General features: G+C 68.8%; 21 protein-coding genes. 4 read left to right on the plus strand and 17 right to left on the minus strand.

The window, feature by feature from the left end; translation table 11 throughout:
- Positions 1–98: 98 nt before the first annotated feature.
- Positions 99–1,709, minus strand: a complete 1,611-nt coding sequence (gene groL, locus NC7_RS11615; RefSeq protein ID WP_067981856.1) for a chaperonin GroEL — start codon at positions 1,707–1,709, stop codon at positions 99–101.
- A 78-nt stretch (positions 1,710–1,787) separates the two neighbouring features.
- A complete protein-coding gene (groES, locus tag NC7_RS11620; RefSeq protein WP_067981860.1) occupies positions 1,788–2,087 on the minus strand; it encodes a co-chaperone GroES in 300 nt (99 codons plus the stop codon).
- A 528-nt stretch (positions 2,088–2,615) separates the two neighbouring features.
- Here groES and NC7_RS11625 point away from each other — a divergent pair.
- Positions 2,616–4,109: an Hsp70 family protein gene (locus tag NC7_RS11625; RefSeq protein ID WP_067982670.1), complete on the plus strand. Its 1,494-nt coding sequence runs from the start codon at positions 2,616–2,618 to the stop codon at positions 4,107–4,109.
- Positions 4,110–4,189: 80 nt separating this feature from the next.
- Here NC7_RS11625 and tsaD read toward each other — a convergent pair whose 3' ends face one another.
- The 7 genes from tsaD to NC7_RS11660 all read right to left on the minus strand — a co-directional run bounded on the left by tsaD (position 4,190) and on the right by NC7_RS11660 (position 10,911).
- A complete protein-coding gene (gene tsaD / locus NC7_RS11630) occupies positions 4,190–5,233 on the minus strand; it encodes a tRNA (adenosine(37)-N6)-threonylcarbamoyltransferase complex transferase subunit TsaD (protein WP_067981863.1) in 1,044 nt (347 codons plus the stop codon).
- A gap of 64 nt (positions 5,234–5,297) precedes the next feature.
- Positions 5,298–5,813 (minus strand): ribosomal protein S18-alanine N-acetyltransferase, encoded by a 516-nt coding sequence (gene rimI, locus NC7_RS11635; protein ID WP_067981866.1) that lies wholly within the window; start codon positions 5,811–5,813, stop codon positions 5,298–5,300.
- A complete protein-coding gene (tsaB, locus tag NC7_RS11640) occupies positions 5,810–6,499 on the minus strand; it encodes a tRNA (adenosine(37)-N6)-threonylcarbamoyltransferase complex dimerization subunit type 1 TsaB (RefSeq protein ID WP_067981870.1) in 690 nt (229 codons plus the stop codon). The genes rimI and tsaB overlap by 4 nt, the downstream gene beginning before the upstream one ends.
- A gap of 66 nt (positions 6,500–6,565) precedes the next feature.
- Complete coding sequence (gene tsaE / locus NC7_RS11645; protein WP_084458397.1) at positions 6,566–7,021, minus strand: tRNA (adenosine(37)-N6)-threonylcarbamoyltransferase complex ATPase subunit type 1 TsaE; 456 nt, start codon at positions 7,019–7,021, stop codon at positions 6,566–6,568.
- Entirely contained in the window at positions 7,014–8,084 is a 1,071-nt protein-coding gene (locus NC7_RS11650; RefSeq protein WP_067982672.1) for an alpha/beta fold hydrolase, read from the minus strand. Before NC7_RS11650 ends, tsaE begins: the two co-directional genes overlap by 8 nt.
- Positions 8,081–9,202: an alanine racemase gene (gene alr / locus NC7_RS11655; protein WP_067981876.1), complete on the minus strand. Its 1,122-nt coding sequence runs from the start codon at positions 9,200–9,202 to the stop codon at positions 8,081–8,083. The genes NC7_RS11650 and alr overlap by 4 nt, the downstream gene beginning before the upstream one ends.
- Before the next feature lie 269 nt (positions 9,203–9,471).
- On the minus strand, positions 9,472–10,911 hold the full coding sequence (locus tag NC7_RS11660; protein ID WP_067981880.1) for a bifunctional ADP-dependent NAD(P)H-hydrate dehydratase/NAD(P)H-hydrate epimerase: 1,440 nt from the start codon (positions 10,909–10,911) through the stop codon (positions 9,472–9,474).
- 71 nt (positions 10,912–10,982) lie between these two features.
- Between NC7_RS11660 and NC7_RS11665 the strand changes: the two genes are divergently transcribed.
- Positions 10,983–11,402 (plus strand): cupredoxin domain-containing protein, encoded by a 420-nt coding sequence (locus NC7_RS11665; protein WP_067981884.1) that lies wholly within the window; start codon positions 10,983–10,985, stop codon positions 11,400–11,402.
- Between the two features lie 3 nt (positions 11,403–11,405).
- Here the strand turns inward: NC7_RS11665 and glmS are convergent, their stop codons facing one another.
- A complete protein-coding gene (gene glmS / locus NC7_RS11670; RefSeq protein ID WP_067981887.1) occupies positions 11,406–13,283 on the minus strand; it encodes a glutamine--fructose-6-phosphate transaminase (isomerizing) in 1,878 nt (625 codons plus the stop codon).
- A 36-nt stretch (positions 13,284–13,319) separates the two neighbouring features.
- Between glmS and NC7_RS11675 the strand changes: the two genes are divergently transcribed.
- Positions 13,320–14,174, plus strand: a complete 855-nt coding sequence (locus NC7_RS11675) for a poly(ethylene terephthalate) hydrolase family protein (RefSeq protein WP_067981890.1) — start codon at positions 13,320–13,322, stop codon at positions 14,172–14,174.
- 49 nt (positions 14,175–14,223) lie between these two features.
- On the opposite strand, the gene NC7_RS11680 is transcribed toward NC7_RS11675, so the two are convergent.
- From NC7_RS11680 to NC7_RS11700, 5 genes are all read right to left on the minus strand, one after another.
- Positions 14,224–14,706, minus strand: a complete 483-nt coding sequence (locus NC7_RS11680; RefSeq protein WP_067981892.1) for a hypothetical protein — start codon at positions 14,704–14,706, stop codon at positions 14,224–14,226.
- A gap of 22 nt (positions 14,707–14,728) precedes the next feature.
- Entirely contained in the window at positions 14,729–16,309 is a 1,581-nt protein-coding gene (locus tag NC7_RS11685) for a hypothetical protein (RefSeq protein WP_067981894.1), read from the minus strand.
- Between the two features lie 45 nt (positions 16,310–16,354).
- Positions 16,355–16,666 (minus strand): type VII secretion target, encoded by a 312-nt coding sequence (locus tag NC7_RS11690; RefSeq protein ID WP_067981897.1) that lies wholly within the window; start codon positions 16,664–16,666, stop codon positions 16,355–16,357.
- Between the two features lie 83 nt (positions 16,667–16,749).
- A complete protein-coding gene (locus tag NC7_RS11695) occupies positions 16,750–17,058 on the minus strand; it encodes a DUF6802 family protein (RefSeq protein ID WP_067981901.1) in 309 nt (102 codons plus the stop codon).
- Between the two features lie 92 nt (positions 17,059–17,150).
- Positions 17,151–17,342 (minus strand): PspC domain-containing protein, encoded by a 192-nt coding sequence (locus NC7_RS11700; RefSeq protein WP_067981904.1) that lies wholly within the window; start codon positions 17,340–17,342, stop codon positions 17,151–17,153.
- 198 nt (positions 17,343–17,540) lie between these two features.
- On the opposite strand from NC7_RS11700, the gene NC7_RS11705 reads away from it, so the two are divergent.
- Entirely contained in the window at positions 17,541–19,127 is a 1,587-nt protein-coding gene (locus NC7_RS11705) for an ABC-F family ATP-binding cassette domain-containing protein (RefSeq protein WP_444979997.1), read from the plus strand.
- Positions 19,128–19,140: 13 nt separating this feature from the next.
- Here the strand turns inward: NC7_RS11705 and NC7_RS11710 are convergent, their stop codons facing one another.
- Positions 19,141–19,497, minus strand: a complete 357-nt coding sequence (locus tag NC7_RS11710) for a hypothetical protein (RefSeq protein WP_067981908.1) — start codon at positions 19,495–19,497, stop codon at positions 19,141–19,143.
- Positions 19,498–19,629: 132 nt separating this feature from the next.
- Positions 19,630–20,967 (minus strand): phosphoglucosamine mutase, encoded by a 1,338-nt coding sequence (gene glmM / locus NC7_RS11715; RefSeq protein ID WP_067981911.1) that lies wholly within the window; start codon positions 20,965–20,967, stop codon positions 19,630–19,632.
- Between the last annotated feature and the right edge of the window lie 35 nt (positions 20,968–21,002).

Below are 21,002 nucleotides of genomic sequence, written 5' to 3' on the forward strand. Positions count from 1 at the left end.
AAAAACACAGCCCAACACCCCTTTGGGCGCAACACAAAAGCCCCGAGCGCGACAAAGCCCGCTGCCGATCCAAATCAGCAGCGGGCCTTGTACTTCACTCAGTGCGCGTGACCGTGATGCCCATGGTCGTCGGCCTCTTCGACCGGCTTGTCCACAACAGCACTCTCAGTCGTCAGAATCATCCGAGCGACAGACGCCGCATTCACCACAGCCGAACGAGTCACCTTGACCGGATCGACCACACCGTCGGTGAGCAGATCACCGTAGGTCAGAGTGGCGGCGTTGAACCCGTCCTTGCCCTCGGCGACCTTGCTGACCACCACGGCACCGTCGAGCCCCGCGTTGGTGGCGATCCAGAACAGCGGCGCCTCGAGGCCCTTGCGGACCACCTCGACGCCGATGGCCTTGTCGCCGGTCAGCGAGTCACGCAGCTCCACGAGGGCGGCGGCGGCCTGTACCAGCGCCGAACCACCACCGGGGACGATGCCCTCTTCGACCGCGGCCTTGGCGGCGGCGACCGCGTCGTCGACGCGGTACTTGCGCTCCTTGAGCGCGGTCTCGGTGGCCGCGCCGACCTTGATCACCGCGACGCCACCGGCCAGCTTCGCGAGGCGCTCTTCGAGCTTCTCGCGGTCCCAGTCGGAGTCGGTGGCCTCGATCTCGCGGCGCAGCTGCGCGCTGCGGGCCGCGACGTCGGCTTCGGTGCCCGCACCGTCGATGAGGACGGTCTCGTCCTTGGTGACGACGACACGACGCGCCTGGCCGAGCTGCTCGAGGGTGGCCTCGCGCAGGGTGACGCCGAGATCGGGGTTGATCACGGTGCCACCGGTGACGACGGCGAGGTCGTCGAGGAACGCCTTGCGGCGGTCACCGAAGAACGGCGCCTTCACCGCGACGGCCTTGATGGTCTTGCGGATCGAGTTGACCACCAGGGTCGACAGCGCTTCGCCGTCGACGTCCTCGGCCACGATCAGCACGGCCTTGCCCGACTCGGCGATCTTCTCGAGCACCGGCAGCAGGTCGGGCAGCGAGCTGATCTTGTCGCGGTGCAGCAGGACGTAGGCGTCCTCCAGCACGGCCTGCTGGGTCTCCGGATCGGTCTGGAAGTAGGGCGAGAGGTAGCCCTTGTCGAACTGCACGCCCTTGGTGACGACGAGTTCGGTCTGCGTGGTCGAGGACTCCTCGACGGTCACGACGCCGTCCTTGCCGACCGTGGTGAGCGCCTTGCCGACCATTTCGCCGATCTCCTCGTCGCGCGAGGAGACGGTGGCGACCTGGGCGATGGCCTGGGCACCCTCGACCGGGGTGGCCGCGGCGAGCAGCACCTCGGACACCTTCTCGGCGGCCTCGGCGATGCCTTGGCCGAGCGAGATCGGGTTCGCACCCGCGGCGACGTTCTTCAGGCCCGCGCGCACGAACGCCTGGGCCAGCACGGTGGCGGTGGTCGTACCGTCGCCCGCGACGTCGTTGGTCTTGGTGGCGACGCTCTTGACGAGCTGGGCGCCGAGGTTCTCGAAGGGGTCCTCGAGGTCGATGTCACGCGCGATGGTGACACCGTCGTTGGTGACGGTGGGGCCACCGAAGGCCTTGGCGAGAACCACGTGGCGGCCACGCGGTCCGAGGGTCACCTTGACGGCGTCGGCCAGCTTGTCCACACCGCGTTCCAGCGCCCGACGAGCCTGCTCGTCGAACTGGATCTGCTTGGGCATTGAAAGCTCCTGTGTTTTTAACGCATTCCGCCCCGGGTCACGAGGACGCCGGGGCGGAACGCTGATGCGGCGTCGGCCTTACTTGGTGACGACGGCCAGGATGTCGCGCGCCGAGAGGATGAGGTATTCCTCGCCCTGGTACTTGATCTCGGTGCCGCCGTACTTGCTGTAGATGACGACGTCGCCTTCCTTGACATCGACCGGGATGCGGTCACCCTTGTCGGTGACGCGGCCCGCGCCGACGGCGATGACGGTGCCCTCCTGCGGCTTCTCCTTGGCCGTGTCCGGGATGACCAGGCCGGAGGCCGTCGTCGTCTCGGCCTCGTTGGCCTGGACGAGGATCTTGTCCTCGAGCGGCTTGATGTTCACGCTCGCCACGTTGAGCCCTCCACTTTCGGGGAAATTCGGTCGTCCGGGACTGTTGCCCCGGACCGGGTTCGGTTCAGCATGCGACCCTGCGCGCAGGCCCCGTCGTCGCGGGTGCCGGGACTCCGAGCCCAGTAGTCGTCGATGGCACAAGCACAGCTACACAGTGCCGACTAGCACTCTATACGCGCGAGTGCCAGCGCTCAAGGTCGGGTTCTGCCAGTGTTGGTTGGAGCGCTGGTGCGCTCGAGTCGGCGGCCCCTGAGGTCCCGACGATCAGGCACCGTTGCTTGCTCCTTCGTCGCCTACGCAACGGCCCCTGATCGTCGGGACGGCCGCCGACCGCCGCTGCGCGGCGATCCCTCCTCGGGGTCGGGATGTTGTCGGTGCGATGTCGACACGCCGCGCTGTTCGGAGTGATCTTCACATCGAGTGGGTAAATCTGTAACGTTCGCATAACAGGCTGTGACAGAGTATGCATATCGTTCCATTCGAGATGGTCGGCCTCCGTTGGAACCATCCGCTCGAAGGGAGGTGAACATGCGAACATCCCTCGGCATTTCCGCCGGGAACGAGGTGGTGTGCTCGGCTCTGGTCGCCACCGCTGGATCCGGCGAACAGAACTTCGACTACCGCGTCGTCTCCGCCGACGCCGCGCACTCCGATCTCGGCGATCTCGTGTCGTCGTCGATCGAACTGATGACCAACCAGTTACCCGTGTCCAACCAGCAGGCGGATCTCGACGGTGAACCGCTCGGGCGGTACTCCACCGGCGCGCACCGCCGTGCCGTCGCCACGCGCTCGCGCCCACCGACCAGTGTGGCCGTGGCCTACCGCAACCGCGAGCAGGCCCAGGCCATTCGGGCCGCGTGCTCGCACCACCGCGATCTGCGTCTGGTCTCCGAAGGCACCGCCGCCCTCGCCTACCTGCGCTACACCGGCCTGCTCGACCGTTATTCGACCGTCGCCGTCGTCGACCTCGGCGCCACCGGGCTCACCGTCACCGTGGCCGACCAGGCCGAGGGCACGGTCCTGCACACCGAACGCACCCCGACCCTCAGCGGCAACGCCATCGACGAGCTCATCTACCACCACCTCGTCGACCTGCACTACGCCCGGCGCGGGACGCGGCCCAACCGCCAGACCCTCACCAACCGTGGCCGGGCCGCGAAGGAGCACCTCACCGTCGCGCCCGCCGTCACCATCGACCACGTGGCCGGGCAGCCGCTCAAGCTCACCCGATCCGATTTCGAGGAACTCATCGGCGGACTGCTGCGCAATATGGCGGTGTTCTCGGCGTCGGTGTTCACCAGGGCGCCGAAGTATCCGGAAGCGGTCGCGGTGATCGGCGGCTGCGCCAACATCCCGTGCGTCATCGACACTCTCGGCACGCGCCTGGACGTCCCCGTGGTCACCGTGCCCGATCCCGAGGCCGTGATCGCCAAGGGCGCGGCCCTGCTCGCCGACGCGGTAGCTCCGTCCGCCATGCAGTCGGCCACCCTCGGTGACGCGCCGAGCGGCACGTTCGCCAAGGTGATCGGAACGCTGGCGGGTGCTGTGGTCGTCGTTGGCCTGGTGATCGGTTACGGCGTGCGGACCATCTCCCCGGACGCTCCCGACGTGACACCGGCCGGAACCAGCAGCACCGTGCGCCAGCCGCCGTTACCCGTGGTGCCACCGGCACCGACACCAACCTTCCGCGAGAGCACCGACCGCACCGGGACCACCGTCGCCCCGCCGGTCGTCGAGCCGGTCACGCCTACCGAGGAATCGACCACCACGGCACCGCCGACATCGGCCCCGTCGACCACCCCCGCGCCGTCCCCGTCACCCACCACGACGGCACCGACCCTGCGCCCCGATCCCAACCTGCCGCAGATCCCCTACCCGGAATCCCCCGGCGGCCTCAACAGCGGTTCCGGTCGCGGCCAACAGCGCCCGTCGACCCCGAACACCTCCCCCACCCAGGCTCCCGCCAGCAGCGGCCTGGTGATCCCGCCGACAGGCGTGACCCCGATCGTTCCGGCCGACTAGGACGCACCAGAATCGGCACAGCGGCCGTGCAGGGCCGACCGCGGGCCGATCGGATCCGGCGCGGCAGCAGCCGAACAGACCTAGCGCAGCGCGCTCACCGATACCGGGAGCCCCGGGTCGGTCGCCACCGTCAGCTCGGCGGGTTCGGCGCCCGCCGCGATCACATGCGCGCCGAGAGCCGCGATCATCACCCCGTTGTCCGTACACAGGCGCGGCTTGGGCACTCGCAGGGTCAATCCGGCCGCGACGCAGCGCTCCTCGGCCAGCGAGCGGATCCGCGAGTTCGCCGTGGCACCGCCACCGAGCACGATCGTGTCGACACCGACATCGGTCGCCGCGCGCACCGCTTTCATCGTCAGCACATCGGCGACGGCCTCCTGGAACGACGCGGCGATATCCGGAATCGGCAGCTGGTCGGGCGTGATGCCCTGGCGCTGCGCGGCTTCCACGTATCGGGCGACGGCGGTCTTGAGGCCGGAGAAGGAGAAGTCGTAGCGGGCGTCGCGCGGGCCGGTCATGCCGCGTGGGAAGGCGATGGCGCGCGGGTCACCGTCCTGGGCCATGGCGTCCAGCGCGGGGCCGCCGGGATAGCCGAGGCCCAGCAGCCGGGCGACCTTGTCGAAGGCCTCGCCCGCGGCGTCGTCGACGGTGCTGCCCATTTCGGTGATGGGCGAGCCGAGATCGCTCACCTGCAGTAGATGCGTGTGCCCACCCGAGACGAGCAGCGCCACCGCGGGCGGCAGCGGACCGTGTTCGAGGGTGTCGACCGCGACATGCCCGCCGAGGTGGTTGAGCGCGTAGAACGGCACGTCCCAGGCCGCCGCGTACGCCTTGGCGGCCGCGACACCGACCAGCAGCGCACCGGCGAGGCCCGGCCCGATGGTGACGGCGAGCGCGTCCGGCTTGCTGATCCCGGCGGCTGCCAGCGCGCGGCGCATGGCGGGCACGATCGCCTCTAGATGCGCGCGCGAGGCGATCTCGGGCACCACACCACCGAACCGGGCGTGCTGGTCGACACTCGAGGCCACCTCGTCGGCGAGCAGTTCGACCGACCCGTCGGGGTGGCGGCGCACGATGCCGACTCCCGTTTCGTCGCACGAACTCTCGATCCCCATGACGATCACGCCGCGACCCCGCTCACAGTCGATCCGATCCGGTAGACGAACGCGGCAGCACAGCCTGCGCCGTTCACGACAGCACCTCGTCCTGGCGTCCACGCGCGGCCCATTCGTCGGCCGCGGCGGTGAGTTCCGGGCGCCGCATCGTGTACGCGTCGGCGCCGCTGGGGTGGTAGTAGTTCTTGCGCAACCCGATGATGTGGAAGCCGTGCTTGGCGTAGAGCGCGATCGCGGGCGCGTTGTCGGTGCGGACCTCGAGGAACACCGGGCCGCCCCGTTCGGCCGCCGTCGCCAGCAGGGCCTCGAGCAGCAGGGTGCCGATGCCGCCACGGTGACATTGCGGGTCGACACCGATGGTGTGCACCTCGGCCTCGGGGTGGGCGTTGTCGCCGAGCAGCGCGATGCCCGCGTAGCCGACCATGGTGCCGTTCTCGTCACGGGCGGTGATGTAGCGGTTGTGCGCCCCGGCCAGCTCGGACCGGAACGACACCGCCTGCCATGGATCGTCCTCCGGGAACAGCAGATGTTCCAGCTCGACGCAGCGGTCGATGTCGTGCACGGTCATGGGCGCGATGTGGAAGGTCACGAGGCGCCCGCCAGGGTGTGGAAACTGTTCTCCACCGCGTCGGGCCGACGCAGGTACAGCGGAACGAGTGCCTCGGGCACCGTGCCCGCCAGCAGGGCCGGTGCGGCGACGGCGACCAGACCCCCTGGTGAGGGCGTTTCGTTCGGCAGGACCGGCAGGTCGAAGTCGTCGACATGGGCGGCCGACCCGGCGATGGCGACGGCCTCACCCACCGGCACGTCGGCGGGCTTGCACACCTGCGGCCCGGCGACGCGGGCGCCGTCGAGGTAGCGCGCCCAGTACACCTCGCGCCTGCGCGCGTCGGTGACCACGAGCAGTTCGCCCGCGTCGCGTTGTTCGCCCGCGCTGTCGGCGGCGATGGCGTCGAGGCTGCACACACCGTGCACGGGCAGGCCGAGCGCGTCACCGAAGGCGGCGGCGGTGGCCATCCCCACCCGCAGCCCGGTGAACGGGCCCGGCCCGATCCCGACGACCACGGCATCGAGGTCGGCGCGGGCCACCCCCGCTTCGGCGAGGCATTCGAGGATCTGCGGGGTGAGCACCTCGGCGTGGGCGCGTGCGTCGACCTTCACCCGGGTGGCGAGGGTGGCCACGGCGGGTCGGGAGTCCGCGTCCTCGGCGGGTGACAGATGCACCAATCCCGCTGTAACGGCAGGTGTCGCGGTGTCGACTGCTAGTACGAGCATGATTGTCTCAACAATACCGGGTGGTATTCGCGACCGGCGCGCACCGGTGGAACGTGGTTCGGCGCGTCAGCCGATCCATTCCCAGATCGCCGTGCGCACATCGGATTCGGGTTCTCGGATGAGTTGCACACGCAGATGCCGGTCGGCGAGGTGTTCGACCACGCCCTTGCCCCACTCCACCACGACGACCGCGTGGTTCAGGTCGGTGTCGAGGTCGAGGGAATCCAGTTCGTCGAGGTCGCCCGCGAGCCGGTAGGCGTCCACGTGCACCATCGGCACCCCGGTCGAGCCGTCGGGTCGCTGCCCGGCACGGTGGGCGCGCGCGATGATGAACGTCGGCGAGCTCACCCGCCCCTGAACACCGAGACCGGCGGCGATTCCCCTGGTCAGCGCGGTCTTACCGGCGCCGAGCGGGCCGTCGAGCACCACCAGGTCGCCGGGGCGAAGCGTCTTCGCGAGTTCGCGACCGAATGCCTCGGTGTCCTCGACGCTCGGCAGGACACGGGTCTGCGGCTCAGCCACCGACGGCCTCCCCACCGAAACTCTCGGCACCCGCGCGGGCGAGCAGCCGGTCGAGCGCGTCGCGGGCTGCCTGGGGGAACTGCAGGTGTGGCATGTGTGCTCCCTCACCGATCTTCACCAGTTCACAGGTGGGCAGTGCCTCGGCCAGCAGGCGCGAGTTCTCGAACGGGATCACCATGTCGTGCGCACCGCCGAGGACGAGCACGGGCAGCTTGTTCAGCGTCGGCAGGGCAGCCGACTCGTCATGCAGCTCAATGGTTTTCAGGAACTTCTCGACCGTGGCGACGGGCGTGCGGTCGATCATCATGGTGGTGAACCGCGACAGCGTGGGACTCACGGGGCCGTGGAACGAGCTGACGTGCAGCATCGGCGTCACCACGTGCTTGCTCGCCGAGCGCCCGAACTGCACCAGCGTGGGCGCCGTCCGCACGGCCAGCCCGAAGACGCCGAGCGCCGGATGCCGCAGCAACTGCAGCAGACCGGTCGAGGTGATCTCGGCGGCGGCGGTGTTGAACAGGGCCACCCCGGCCACCCTGGTGGCGAACAGTTCGGGGAACTGCGCGGCCGCCGCGAGGACGGCCATCCCACCCAGTGAGTGGCCGACGAGCACCACCGGACCCTTCGGCGCACAGTCGCGCACCACGGCCGCCACGTCGCGACCGAGCTGGGCGATGGTGCAGCTGTCGGTGCTCGGCATGCCGGAACGGCCGTGGCCGCGCTGGTCGAAGAACACCATCCGAATCCGAGGGCCCCACTGCTGGGCCAGGTCGCGGCGCTGGAAATGGAACGAGTCCATGCTGTTGCAGAAACCGTGGACGAAGACCAGGGTCACCTCGGCGGTGGCGTCACCGTAGGTGCGGGTGGCCAGCGATACACCGTCGTCGGCGCGGACCTCACCCGGTTCGTCCTCATCGATCAGGGCGAAGTTCTCGTCACGGTACTCGTCGCGTTCGGCGGGCCAGCGCACCCGCGCGCCGATCCGGCGCAACGTGTGGGCGAGGGCGAGCGCCCCGAGCACTCCGGCGGTGGCGAACCCGCCGCGCACCACCCGGCCGCGCCTCATCGGCCGGTCCCCACATACCGACGGACCGCGCGCCCGCGCGGCGAGCACACGATCTCGTAGTCGATGGTGTCGAGCAGCCGCGCCCAGTCCAGGGCGTGCGGATGACCCGCGCCACCACCGAACAGCACCGCCCGGTCGCCCGGGCGCACATTGCCGACGTTGTCGCCCAGGTCGACCATGAACTGGTCCATGCACACCCTTCCGACATTACGGTGCAGCGCGCCGCCGAGCCACACCTCGAAACGCCCACTGAGCGAACGGAACACACCGTCGGCGTACCCGGCGGGTACCAGGGCGACAGTGGTGTCGCGCGGGGCGATCCACCGATGCCCGTAGGACACACCTTCCCCGGCCGACACCCGTTTGACCAGGGTGACCTCGGCCTGCAGGGTCATCGCGGGCCGCAGCCCGAAGTCACCGAGTTCCGGAATCGGCGAGAGCCCGTAGACCGCGATGCCCGGTCGGACCAGATCGAAACGCAGATCGGGGCGGGTGAGCGTGGCGGCCGAATTCGCCAGATGGACGAGCTCGGGTTCCAGCCCGTGCTCCTTGGCCAGCGCGACGGCCTCGAGGAACCGTTCCCGCTGCCGGTCGATGCCGGGATTGCCCGGTTCGTCGGCATGCGCGAGGTGGGAGAAGATCGCGCGCAAGCGCAGCACGTGGTCGTCGACGAGGCGGCGGACGGCGGCCAGCACCTGGGGGTACTCGGTCACCGCCACACCGTTGCGGTTCAGTCCGGTGTCGACCTTGAGCGAGATCGTCGCGGTGCGGCCGGTCTTGCGCGCGGCCTGCTCGACCACCCGCACCTGTTCGAGCGAGGACACCCCGATCTCGACGTCGGCCGCGATCGCCGCCGCGTAGTCGGCGTCGATGGTGTTGAGCCAGCACAGAATCGGCGCGTCGATCCCCGCCGCCCGCAACTCCAGGGCCTCGGCGACCGTGGTCACACCGAGTTCCCGCGCGCCCGCACCCAACGCGGCACGCGCCACCCGCACGGCACCGTGGTTGTATCCGTCGGCCTTGACCACCGCCATCACCCCGGCGCCCTGCGCGAAGCCACGCAGCACGCGCACGTTGTGAGCAATGGCGTCGAGGTCGATGACCGTCTCCACTTGCACTGTTCCGCCTCTCCGCGACTTCTGGCCAGACTCAGGCTCGGGGCAACTCGGGAACGCGGCAAGCTTTGGAGCATGGCCGGGTCAGCCCGTACCCGGTGAGTTACCCGTGTGCGCACTTTCCGCCTGTCGTCGACTCTATGCCAGCTGTTCTGCCTCCCCGCGACTCAGGGCGGTTCCGCCTCCCCGTGGCGTCAGCTGGGTTCGCGCCGAAGCCTGCGGTCGCTACTACCTGTGGGTGTTCGATCACCTCGTCGAGGGCGAGAGCTGGATCACCGGGGGGTCGGCGCGAGTTCTCGGAGTAGGCGCACCGCCGGGCGGACATGGTCGAGCAGTGGGGTCGCCGAGATGGGTGCGCCTGCGGTCTGTGTGTCGTGGGCGGCCAGGTTGGCGGCGAGGGCGTGGACCCGGGCTGCGGCGGCCGCGGCCCAGGTCGGGGGTTTGCCCGCGGCGAGCAGGGCGCCGATGACGCCCGCGAGTACGTCGCCGGAGCCTGCGGTGGCGGCCCACGATGCGCCCGCGTCGCTGACCAGGGTGGTCTCGCCGGGGGTGGCGATGATGGTGGCGCGGCCCTTCAGCAGCACCGTCACGCCCCATTGCTCGGCGAGGGCGCGGACCGCTGCCACCCGGTCAGGATCGGGCCTGGCACCTGCGAGGCGGGCGAATTCCCCGGCGTGCGGGGTGAGGACGGTCGGGGCCTGCCTACCACGCACCAGGTCGGGTTCGCGGGAGAGGATGGTGAGGCCGTCGGCGTCGACGATCACCGGCAGATCCGTGGCGAGCACCCGGGCGAGATCGTCCCGCTTGTCCGTTCCGGCACCGGGCCCGAAAACCCACGCCTGCACCCGGCCAGTCTCCTGAATACTCGGCGCGGCAACGACTTCCGGGAGTTGGCGCACCACCTCGGTGTCGCTCCCGGCGTACCGCACCATTCCCGAGGTGGCCGCCACAGTCGCACCCGTGCACAGCACCCCGGCCCCCGGATACTCGGCGCTACCCGCGCAGACTCCGGTCACACCCTGGGTGTACTTGTCATCGAACGGACCCGGCACCGGCCATCCGGCGCCCACTTCGGCCGGATCGAGTTGCGCCAGCGTGGCATCGGGCAGCTGTAAGCCGATGGGCACCAAGATGATTCGTCCGCAGCGTGCGGGTGCCAGCGCGTGCACCGGTTTGTACGCCCCGAACGTCACTGTCACATCAGCCCGCACGGCAGGTCCGTCGACAGCCCCGGTGTTCGGGTCGACACCGCTCGGCAGGTCGGCAGCGATTATCGGAACATCCACGGCGGCAAGCATTTCCGCTGCGTCGGGCCGCAAAGGCCCCTTACCGGAAATTCCGACGATCGCATCGACCACCGCGTCGACTTCGCCCAGCCGATCGACCACCCGACCCCCGGCCCGCCGAAAAGCACTGAACCCCTGCGCATGCGCGCGCTCGGGATTCAGCAGCACGGCCTGCACCGCCACCCCTCGTCGCCGAAGCATCGCACCGGCCCACAGCCCGTCGCCGCCATTGTCCCCGGAGCCGACCAGCAGCCCGACCGAACGCCCGACCACTCCCCCTGTGCGCGAACGCAATTCCTCGGCGACCACACGCGCCAACCCGAATGCCGCGCGTCGCATCGGCACACCGTCGGGCACCCGGGTGAACAGTTCCGCCTCGGCCGCCCGCACCTGATCCACGGTGAAGTAGTCGCGCCGAGCAACCATCGTCGTCTCCCGCCTGCACCCGCGCGGGCCACGACCGTCCCGCGATCGTTCGCAGACTACGCTGCACAACCATGTCGATGGTTCGTCACCGCGCCGCACGGGTTGCCGCCGGATTCACCGTGGTCGCCACCCTGCTCGTCGCCGGTTGTTCCGGCGATTCGGACAACGCCGCCACCACCACAACGCGCAAGCCTCGCCCGGTCTCGACCACGACCATGCCGTCCGTCCAGGTCGACGCCGCCCTCACGGTCGAGGTCGGCGACATGAAGTACAGCCCGGCCCAGGCGACCATCAAGGTCGGCCAAACCGTCACCTGGAAGTTCTCCGACAAGGCACCCCACAACGTGCAGGGCATCGGCGACAAGGCGATGGGCATCAACAGCCCCATCATCGACAAGGGCGAATGGTCCTACACCTTCACCCAGCCCGGCACCTACCGCTACCTGTGCTCTCTGCACCCGGACATGCGCGGCCAGATCACGGTCGAGTAGCGCCTACTCGACCGTGACGGACTTGGCCAGGTTGCGCGGCTTGTCGACGTCGTAGCCGCGCGCCTGCGCCACTTCGGCGGCGAAGATCTGCAGCGGAACCGTCGACAGCAGCGGCTGGAACAGGGTCGGAGCGGCCGGGATCTCGATGAGGTCGTCGGCGAACGGGCGGACCGTGTCGTCGCCCTCCTCCGCGATGACGATCGTGCGCGCCCCACGGGCCTGGATCTCGCGAATGTTGCTGAGCAGCTTGGAATGCAGCACCGCGCGGCCCTTCGGCGACGGCATCACCACGATCACCGGCAGCCCGTCCTCGATCAGCGCGATCGGCCCGTGCTTGAGCTCGCCCGCCGCGAAACCCTCGGCATGCATATAGGCCAGTTCCTTGAGCTTGAGCGCGCCCTCGAGCGCCACCGGGTAACCCACGTGGCGCCCCAGGAACAGCACCGTCGGCACGTGCGCCAGCTCGCGGGCGATGGCACGCACCTGCGGCGCGGTCTCGAGCACGCGGGCGATCAGCTTCGGCATCGACTCGAGTTCGGCGAACTCACGCGCCACCTCGTCGGGGTACTTGGTGCCGCGCGCCTGCGCCAAGGCCAGGCCGACGAGATAGTTCGCGGCCACCTGCGCCAGGAACGCCTTCGTCGAGGCCACCCCGATCTCGGGGCCGGTGCGGGTGTAGATCACCGCGTCGGACTCGCGCGGGATCTGGGCGCCGTTGGTGTTGCAGATCGCGAGCACCCGCGCCTTCTGCTCCTTGGCGTGACGCACCGCTTCCAGCGTGTCGGCGGTCTCCCCCGACTGCGAGACCGCGACCACCAGCGTCGAGCGGTCCAGAACCGGGTCGCGGTAACGGAATTCGCTGGCCAGCTCCACTTCCACCGGCACCCGCGTCCAGTGCTCGATGGCGTACTTGGCCAGCAGACCCGCGTGGTAGGAGCTGCCACACGCCACCACGAACACCTTGTCGAATTCGCGCAGCTCCTGGTCGGCGAGGCGCTGCTCGTCGAGCACGATCCGCCCGCCGTTCTCGTCGACGACGAAATGCCCGATCAGAGTGTCGGCGACAGCGGTCGGCTGCTCCTCGATCTCCTTGAGCATGAAGTAGTCGTGCCCGCCCTTCTCGGCGGCGGCCAGATCCCAGTCGATGGTGAACGGCCTGCTCGTCACGTCGGTATCGCCGTCGAAGTCGGTGACGGTGTAACCGTCGGCGGTGATGACCACGGCCTGATTCTGGCCGAGCTCCACGGCTTCGCGGGTGTGCTCGATGAACGCGGTGACATCGGAGGCGATGAACATCTCACCCTGCCCGACCCCGACGACCAGCGGCGTCGACTGCCGCGCCGCGACGATCGTGCCCGGATGATCGGCATGGGTGAACACCAGCGTGAACGCGCCGTCGAGGCGGCGAAGCACGGCGAGCACGCTCGCGGTGAAGTCACCGGCGGTCGGCCCCTCGGCGTACGCGCGGGCCACCAGATGCACCGCGACCTCGGTGTCGGTGTCGCTGCGCAGCTCGATCCCGGCGTCCTCGAGCTCGCGCCGCAGCGGTGCGAAGTTCTCGATGATGCCGTTGTGGACCACGGCGAGCTTGCCGGAGCAGTCGCGGTGCGGGTGGGCGTTGCGGTCGGTCGGCGCGCCGTGCGTGGCCCAGCGCGTATGGCCCATTCCGCTGGTCCCGGCGAATTTCGCGGCGCCCGCTTCGTCGAGTTCGGCTTCCAGATTCGCCAGCCGACCCGCCTTGCGTTCGACCGCGATCCCCCCGTTTCCGTCGAGAATCGCCACCCCCGCGGAGTCGTAGCCCCGGTACTCCATGCGACGCAGCGCGTCGACGACAACGCCGAGCGCATCCCGGTATCCGACGTAGCCAACGATTCCGCACATGGTCCACTACCCTACTGATCGGATAGTCTTCACGCCGTGTCGGACTCCGTGAAATCGCTCCTGAGCACCCTGTCCATGCGCGGTCCTCACCGGGTGTTGCGTGGCAACCTCGGCATCGCCGGTCAACCCGGTGTCGTGTACACCCCCGAGTCCGGGCTGAACCTGCCCGCCGTCGCGTTCGCGCACAGCTGGCTGACCAGCGCCGAGAACTACAAGGGCCTGCTCGAGCACGTCGCGTCGTGGGGTTTCGTCGTCGCCGCCCCCGACACCGAACGCGGACCGATTCCGTCACATCTCGACCTGGCCACCGACTTGCTCACCACCCTCGACATCGTGAGCAAGGTCCGTCTCGGCGACGGAACCATCAGCGTCCACCCCGACCGCCTCGCCCTGGCCGGGCACGGCATGGGTGCGGGCGCCGCCGTCCTCGCCGCCGCCCAGCGTCCCGTCGCCACCGTCGCCGCCCTTTTCCCCGCGCCGACCTCCCCCGCCGCGGAGAACATCGCCCCCGACCTCGACACCCCAGCCCTCATCCTGGCCGGAACGGACCTCGACTCCATCAACTCCAATGTCCGCCCCCTGGCCACCGCCTGGTCGGGCCCCTGCCTCCTCCGCCGCCTCGACGGCGCCACCCACAACGGCATCATCGAGGGCCGCCGCCTCTTCGCCGCCCTCGGCGCCGGCCGCTACGAATACAAGACCGACAAGGCCACCCGCGCCCTGCTCACCGGCTACCTACTCGCCACCATCCAGGGCGACAAGAAATACAAGCCCTTCGTCGACCCCGAAGCCGCGATCCCCCACACCACGGTCATCGACCCCCACGCCGAGGTCGAAGTGGAAGCCCCCAAACTGTCCATCGGCACGGTCGCCAAACTCATCAAGGGCTGACAACCCTCCCCTGCCCGCCCGATCGGTCTCGGCGGCCTCGGTTACCGGCTCAGTCCAACCAGGTCGAGCGGCGGTAGTACTCGGCCTCCGGGTCGTCGTCGTCCGACGGGGCGACCCGGGATTGCGCCTGGCGGGCCGCCTTCGCGCGCGCGATCGCCGCACGGATCTCGGCCTGACGCTGTTGTTCCTCGGTCAGATTCGGATCCGGCGCCATCGGCTGTGGCATGGCGGTCGGCGCGGGAACCGGGGTGAATTCCCTTGGCGGGTAGCCGAAGTCCGGTGGTGCCGGGCGGGTGAGGGCCTGCCGCTGCTGTTCGGCGATGGCCTCCTGACGGGCGCGTTCCTCCGCTTCGAGGCGCTCGCGCTCCGCCGCTTCGGCGGCCTCCTGTGCGCGGGCCGCCTCGATCTCGGCCAGGATTTCGTGTCCGTTGTGGGCGGACAGGCTGGTCCGCAGCGCGTCGTACTCGTCGTCCAGGATTCGCACCCGGCGCAGGAACTCGTGCGCCCCCTCCTCGATCCTCGATCGACTCATCCCGCGATCCTCTCAGCTCGGCTCACAACGGACCCGCCTCGGCCAGTTGGGCACCGGAACCACCCGGCTCGATCGGCTGGCTCTCGGGGTACTGACCGGCCCAATGTTCCCCGTCCTCTTCCGTATTCGAGCTCGTCGCCGGTGGACGCCCTGCCTGGGCGGGCACCTGCCCCTCCGACGCGTAGCCGTTCGCGTCGAGCGAACCGGTCGAGTTCTCGTCCACGGCCGAACCGTCCTCGCCCGCGTCCTCCTGACCGGCTTCGCCGGTGCCGGTGCCGGTTTCCGGCGTGCCCGAGCCGAGCACTCCACCCGACTGGTCGTCGGTGATCACCGGCACGCCGTTCTCGTCGAGAGTGAGCGCGTATTCGTGCGAATTACCCTGGGCGTCTTGCGTACTGACCGTCAGCTGCCCCTCGGCATCGGTGGCGATACTCACCTGCGTGCCGTTCACATCGAACGTCGCACCACCGGCGAGCAAACTGTTCACCTGACTAGACAGCGACGCGAGACCTTCCTGCACCGAGGTGCTCAGCGAGGCCAAGCCGGTGCTCAGGGTTTCCGCCGTGGAGGTGACGAGAGACTCGAGCTGGCTCACCGACGAGACCAGAGACGTGAGGCCGCTCATCACCTCGGTGACGGTGTCGGAGATCTCGCCCAGATCCAGACCGCTGTCGTCATCGTCGTCGTCATCATCTTTGTCGTCGTCTTTGTCGTCATCCGTATTCGCCGGAGTCGTCGACGGCGTATCGGTCGACGGATTGCCCGTGCTCGGATTACCGGACGACGGATCGCCGTTTCCAGGCTGTTGCACCAGAGTCTGCGGTTTGCTCGAATCCTGCGGCATCGGGTACGCCGCAGTATCCAAGCCATTCAAGGCCTCGACCAGCACGCCGTACACTCGACGCACCTCGGTATCGACTTCCTTGCACAGCTGCACGAATTTGTCGTAGGTCGCCTCGACATGCGGTATGAACACCGTGGTCAACCATTCGACCATCTTCTGTCCCTGCGAACTTCCCCGATTGAAGGTCAATTCGTTCAAACAGAAATCGATCTGGCTGCGACTCGCCCCGTTGCTGTCCTGCGTCGGGATATCCGGCGTATTCGGCGACCAGAAACTCTGTACTGTCACGGCTTTGTGCCGCACGGCGGTCCGCAGCGCAGTCGCCACATAGCTCAACTCGAGTGAGATCGTCGCGGCCTCGATGCGGTCCTGCTCGACACGGACCAGCTGCGTATTGAGCATGTTCCACGCCGCGTCACCGGCCTGCCCCTGCCAGATCGAGGGCAGATTCGTGAGCTGGCTACGCTGCTCCTCGATTTCGCCCGGAACCTTGGACATCACCTTGTCGAGTGCCTGGGATATCCGCTCTATCGCCGCCAGGTCCATGTCGCGTTCAGCGTCGTACTTGGAATAGATCAGCGAGTTCATATCGGCCGCGCCGGTGATTTCCGCTCGCCCTGCTGTCCCGGTGAGTGCGAGGGCGCGCAGATATCGCGGCACATACTCGATGAAATACTGCAATCCCTCGGCACCGGCGTCGAGAAGATCGTCGGCACTGCCGGAATTCGGAATATTCGGCCACGAAGGTGTGTCAGCCACGAGTTGCTCCCCGAGCGCAGGGGGCGCAGTTCGATATGGCGCGCATCAGAGGTTCACCCCGGCCGCGGTGATCTTCGAGACGCTGGCGTCATCGGACGTGGCATAACTGTCCGCGCTGGTGGTCATCTGCGCCCCCGTTTTGTCGACCGCCGTCTGCCAGTTCTTCAACCAGGTCTCGACCTTCCCGATCACGGCCCCGACCTTCGCCCCCTCGGCGCCGTATTCGCGCCCGGCCTGCTTGGCCGTGAAGGTCCACTTCGCATCGGCCGCGCACACCCCGATATCAGCCGCCGACGCCTTCAGATTCGACCCGGCCTTACGCAGGGCTGTCGGATCAACCGTTACTTGATCGCCCACTGTCCCCTCCCTCGGTCACGCGCCGTTGGCGCACTACTCACTTGGACGCACGCGGGCGCCCCTCGGTTCCCTCGAACCGGCCCCTACTTTCCCAGATTCCCCTGATCCGTCTTCCGCCACTCCGACGTCCCGTCCGGATGACGGTGGTACTCCCACGACGCGTAGTCCCCGTCGTCCTCGATCACCGTCACGTGGTCGGCCAAGCCGTCCTCGTCGTAGTCGGACCAGATGGTGGTGGAGTTGGGGTCGGTGTGGGTGAGGGAGTCGGCGACGCCGTCGGTGTCGAGGTCCTGGGAGGGAGAGTTGAGTTCGACGGGGCCGAGGCCGTCGAGGGGGGTATGGGCGTCGATGTCGGGTAGGCCGAAGCCGGGGATGTCGCCCGAGGTGACCATGGCTCCTCCTCAAACGGGAAACTCGCGGATGACGGCGCGGTGGAACTCCACCATCCTGTCATCCGCGAGCGGTTCACGGCCACGTCGGGTTGTTATTTCTTGGGCATGATCAGCCACAGGATCAGGTAGAGCAGGAACTGGGGGCCGGGCAGCAGGCAGGAGGCGACGAAGGCGAGGCGGACGACGCTCGGGCTCCACCCGAAGTAGTCGGCGATGCCGCCACAGACGCCTGCGATCCATTTGTCGCTGGTCGATCGGGTGAAGCGGCGAGCGGGGGCAGTCATGATGGTGTGCCTTCCTGTCGAGCGGTTGTGACTCCACTGTGCCGTCGGGTGCCGCGCCCGGCATCGGTCGACAGACCCATCCGCACCCTGATTTCGACCCACCCCATCTCGGGGTCACACCCTGAGATCGGGCAGACTCGAGCGGTGAGCACGACATTGCACGCCAGCGGCCTGGCCGCGGGACACGCCGAGCGGACCCTGTTCGCCGACCTCGATTTCACCCTCGCCCCGGGTGATGTGATCGGGCTGGTCGGGGTGAACGGCGCGGGCAAGTCGACGTTGCTGCGGATGCTGGCCGAGCACGACGCGGGCGACGGCACGATCACCCTGAGCCCGCCCGACGCCACCGTCGGCTATCTGGCCCAGGAGCCGGAGCGCATCGAGGGCGAGACCGTACTCGAATTCCTTTCCCGCCGAACCGGAGTGGCGCATGCCCAGCGGGTGATGGACGACGCGGCCGAGCGCCTGGGCGAGGGCGGGGACGACGACTACTCCCCCGCGCTGGAACATTGGCTCGCCCTCGGCGGCGCGGACCTGGACCAGCGGGCCGAGGAAGTCGCGGCCGAACTCGGCCTCACCGACGGCTTGGCCGGTGGCCTCGACACCCCGATGACGGGTCTGTCGGGCGGTCAGGCGGCGCGTGCGGGTCTGGCGTCGGTGTTGTTGTCGCGCTTCGACATCCTGCTGCTCGACGAACCGACCAACGACCTCGATCTCGACGGCCTGGACCGGTTGGAACGTTTCGTCACCGGTGTGCGGGTGCCGCTGATGGTGATCAGTCACGATCGGGAGTTCCTGGCGCGCACCGTGAACCGCGTGCTGGAGCTGGATCTGGCGCAGCAGCAGTACGGTATGTACGACGGTGGTTACGAGGCGTATCTCACCGAGCGGGAGATCGCCCGCAAACACGCTCGCGAACAGTTCGACGAATTCGCCGACACCAAGGCAGGTTTGGAGGCGCGCGCCCAGATGCAGCGCAACTGGCTCGAGCACGGTGTGCGCAATGCCCGGCGCAAGGGCAAGGACGACTCGGACAAGATGGGCCGCAAAACCCGCGCCGAATCCACCGAGAAGCAGGCCGCCAAGGCCCGGCAGACGCAGCGCCGCATCGAACGGCTCGAGGTGGTCGAGGAACCGCGCAAGGAGTGGGAGCTGCGGATGGAGATCGCCACCGCCCCGCGCAGTGGTGCGGTCGTCGCCACCGTGAACAACGCGACGGTCACCCGTGGGGAGTTCACGCTGGGGCCGGTCACCACCCAGATCGACTGGGCCGACCGGATCGTGCTCACCGGTGCCAACGGGTCGGGTAAGTCGACCCTGCTCGGGCTGCTGCTCGGCAAGATCGCACCCGATTCCGGTTCTGCCGCTTTGGGTTCCGGTGTCGCCATCGGCGAGGTGGATCAGGCGCGTGGACTGTTCCGTGGGACCGAACGGCTGGTCGACACCTTCGGCGCGGCCATGCCGGACTGGCCCGACGCCGATGTCCGCACGCTGCTGGCCAAGTTCGGGCTGCGCGGCCCGCATGTGATCCGTGCGTGCGACACGCTCTCACCGGGTGAACGCACCCGCGCGGCCCTTGCCCTACTCCAGGCGCGCGGGGTGAATCTGCTGGTCCTGGACGAACCGACCAACCACCTCGACCTGCCCGCCATCGAACAACTCGAGCAGGCGGTCGAATCCTTCACGGGCACCCTGATTCTGGTGACGCACGACCGTCGCATGCTGGATTCTGTGCGGGCGACCCGCCGTTGGCACATGGCCGCCGGGCAGCTCAGCGAGAAGTAGGACACACCGTGGCCTAGGTATCGACACCCGCATCACGCTGCACCACAGCCGTTTCCGCCGCCCCGAACAGATCGATGTCGGAGCCGAGCTTGATCCCGACCAGCCCGGCGACGAGTGTGGCGAGCAGGATCGCGACCACCGCGATCAGCGACCGCGAGCGCGGCGAGGGACGTGGCACCGCCACCGCCCCGCCGCGCGCGGACTCCGCCTCCAACCGTTGACCGTATCCCTCGTCGCGAATCGGCACGGTCGGCGAATATCCCTGCGGCACTTCATGACAGCCCGGCCGACCACACGCCCCACCGCAGCGGTGCGGTTCGCCGTATTCGTAGTACTGATCCTGGTAGTTGCGGGCAGGCAGCGGCGCCATGGTCGGCCCCCCTTCGAATCGTGCTGCGCGCCGAATACTCCGGTGCGCCGAGCGAGCACACGCGCCGACGGGCACACAGGTCCTTACGGCGTACGCCGATAGTAGATGCAGCGGCGACGGCACGCCAGCGGATCAGACGGCGGCGACCTGCTTGGCCAGGTCGTCGGCCAGCTGCCGGGCCTGCGCCGGATCGGTGGCCTCGACCATCACGCGAACCAACTGCTCGGTGCCGCTGGGACGCAACAGGACCCGGCCCGAGTCGCCGAGCATGCGCTCCGCCTCGGCCACCGCGTCGCGCACCTCGGGGGCGGCGGCGACCGCGGCCTTGTCCGACACCTTCACGTTCACCAGCACCTGGGGGACGGTGCTCATCACCGACGCCAGCTCCCCGAGTCCGCGACCGGTCTGCGCCATCCGGGCCATCAAGCGCAGCCCGGTGAGCACGCCGTCGCCGGTGGTGCCGTAGCGCGGGAACACCACGTGGCCCGACTGCTCACCGCCGAGACTGAACCCGCCGCGCCGCAGTTCCTCCAGCACGTAGCGGTCGCCGACAGCGGCGGTGAGGACGCGAATCCCGGCCTCGCGCATGGCGATGTGCAGGCCGAGGTTGCTCATCACGGTGGCCACGAGGGTGTCGGAGACCAACTCACCCGCCTCGCGCATGGCCAGCGCCAGCACCGCCATGATCTTGTCGCCGTCGACCACCTCGCCGGTGGCGTCGACCGCGAGGCACCGGTCGGCGTCGCCGTCGAGCGCGACACCCAGGTCGGCGCCGTGGGCGAGCACCGCGGCGCGGACGGCCTCCAGGTGCGTGGAACCGCAGCCGTCGTTGATGTTGAGACCGTTGGGTTCGGCATTGATCGCGATCACCGTCGCGCCCGCTTCCCGGTACACCTGCGGCGCCACCTCGGCGGCCGCGCCGTGCGCGCAGTCGACCACGACGGTGAGCCCGGACAGGTTCTCCCCGGTCGATTCGAGCAGGTGCTCGACATAGCGTTCGTGGGTGCCCTCGACGGTGTAGTCGCCGCGCACGCGGCCGATGCCAGCGCCGGTCGGGCGCACGGTTGCGCCGTCGGCGATCAGGGCTTCGATCCGCTGTTCCACGGCGTCGTCGAGCTTGTGCCCGCCCGCCGCGAAGATCTTGATGCCGTTGTCGGGCATGGGGTTGTGCGAGGCGGAGATCATCACGCCGAAGCACGCGTCGTAGAGGCCGGTCAGATAGGCGACGGCCGGGGTCGGGAGGACACCGACGGAGAGGACGTCGACACCGGTGGCGGTGAGGCCCGCGGTCACCGCGGCTTCGAGCATCTCACCGCTGGCCCGGGGATCACGACCGACCACCGCGACCGGACGCTTCTTGCCCCGGCTGAGCACCTGCGCTGCCGCACCGGCGACCCGCATCGCCAGTTCCGGACTCAACGAGTCGTTGGCGAGCCCACGAACGCCGTCCGTACCGAAAAGCTGTCCCATACCTGCCCCTTGTAGGTGGTCCATATACAGCACGA

The sequence above is a fragment of the Nocardia caishijiensis NBRC 108228 genome (assembly GCF_001612825.1).
Lineage (GTDB): Bacteria > Actinomycetota > Actinomycetes > Mycobacteriales > Mycobacteriaceae > Nocardia > Nocardia caishijiensis.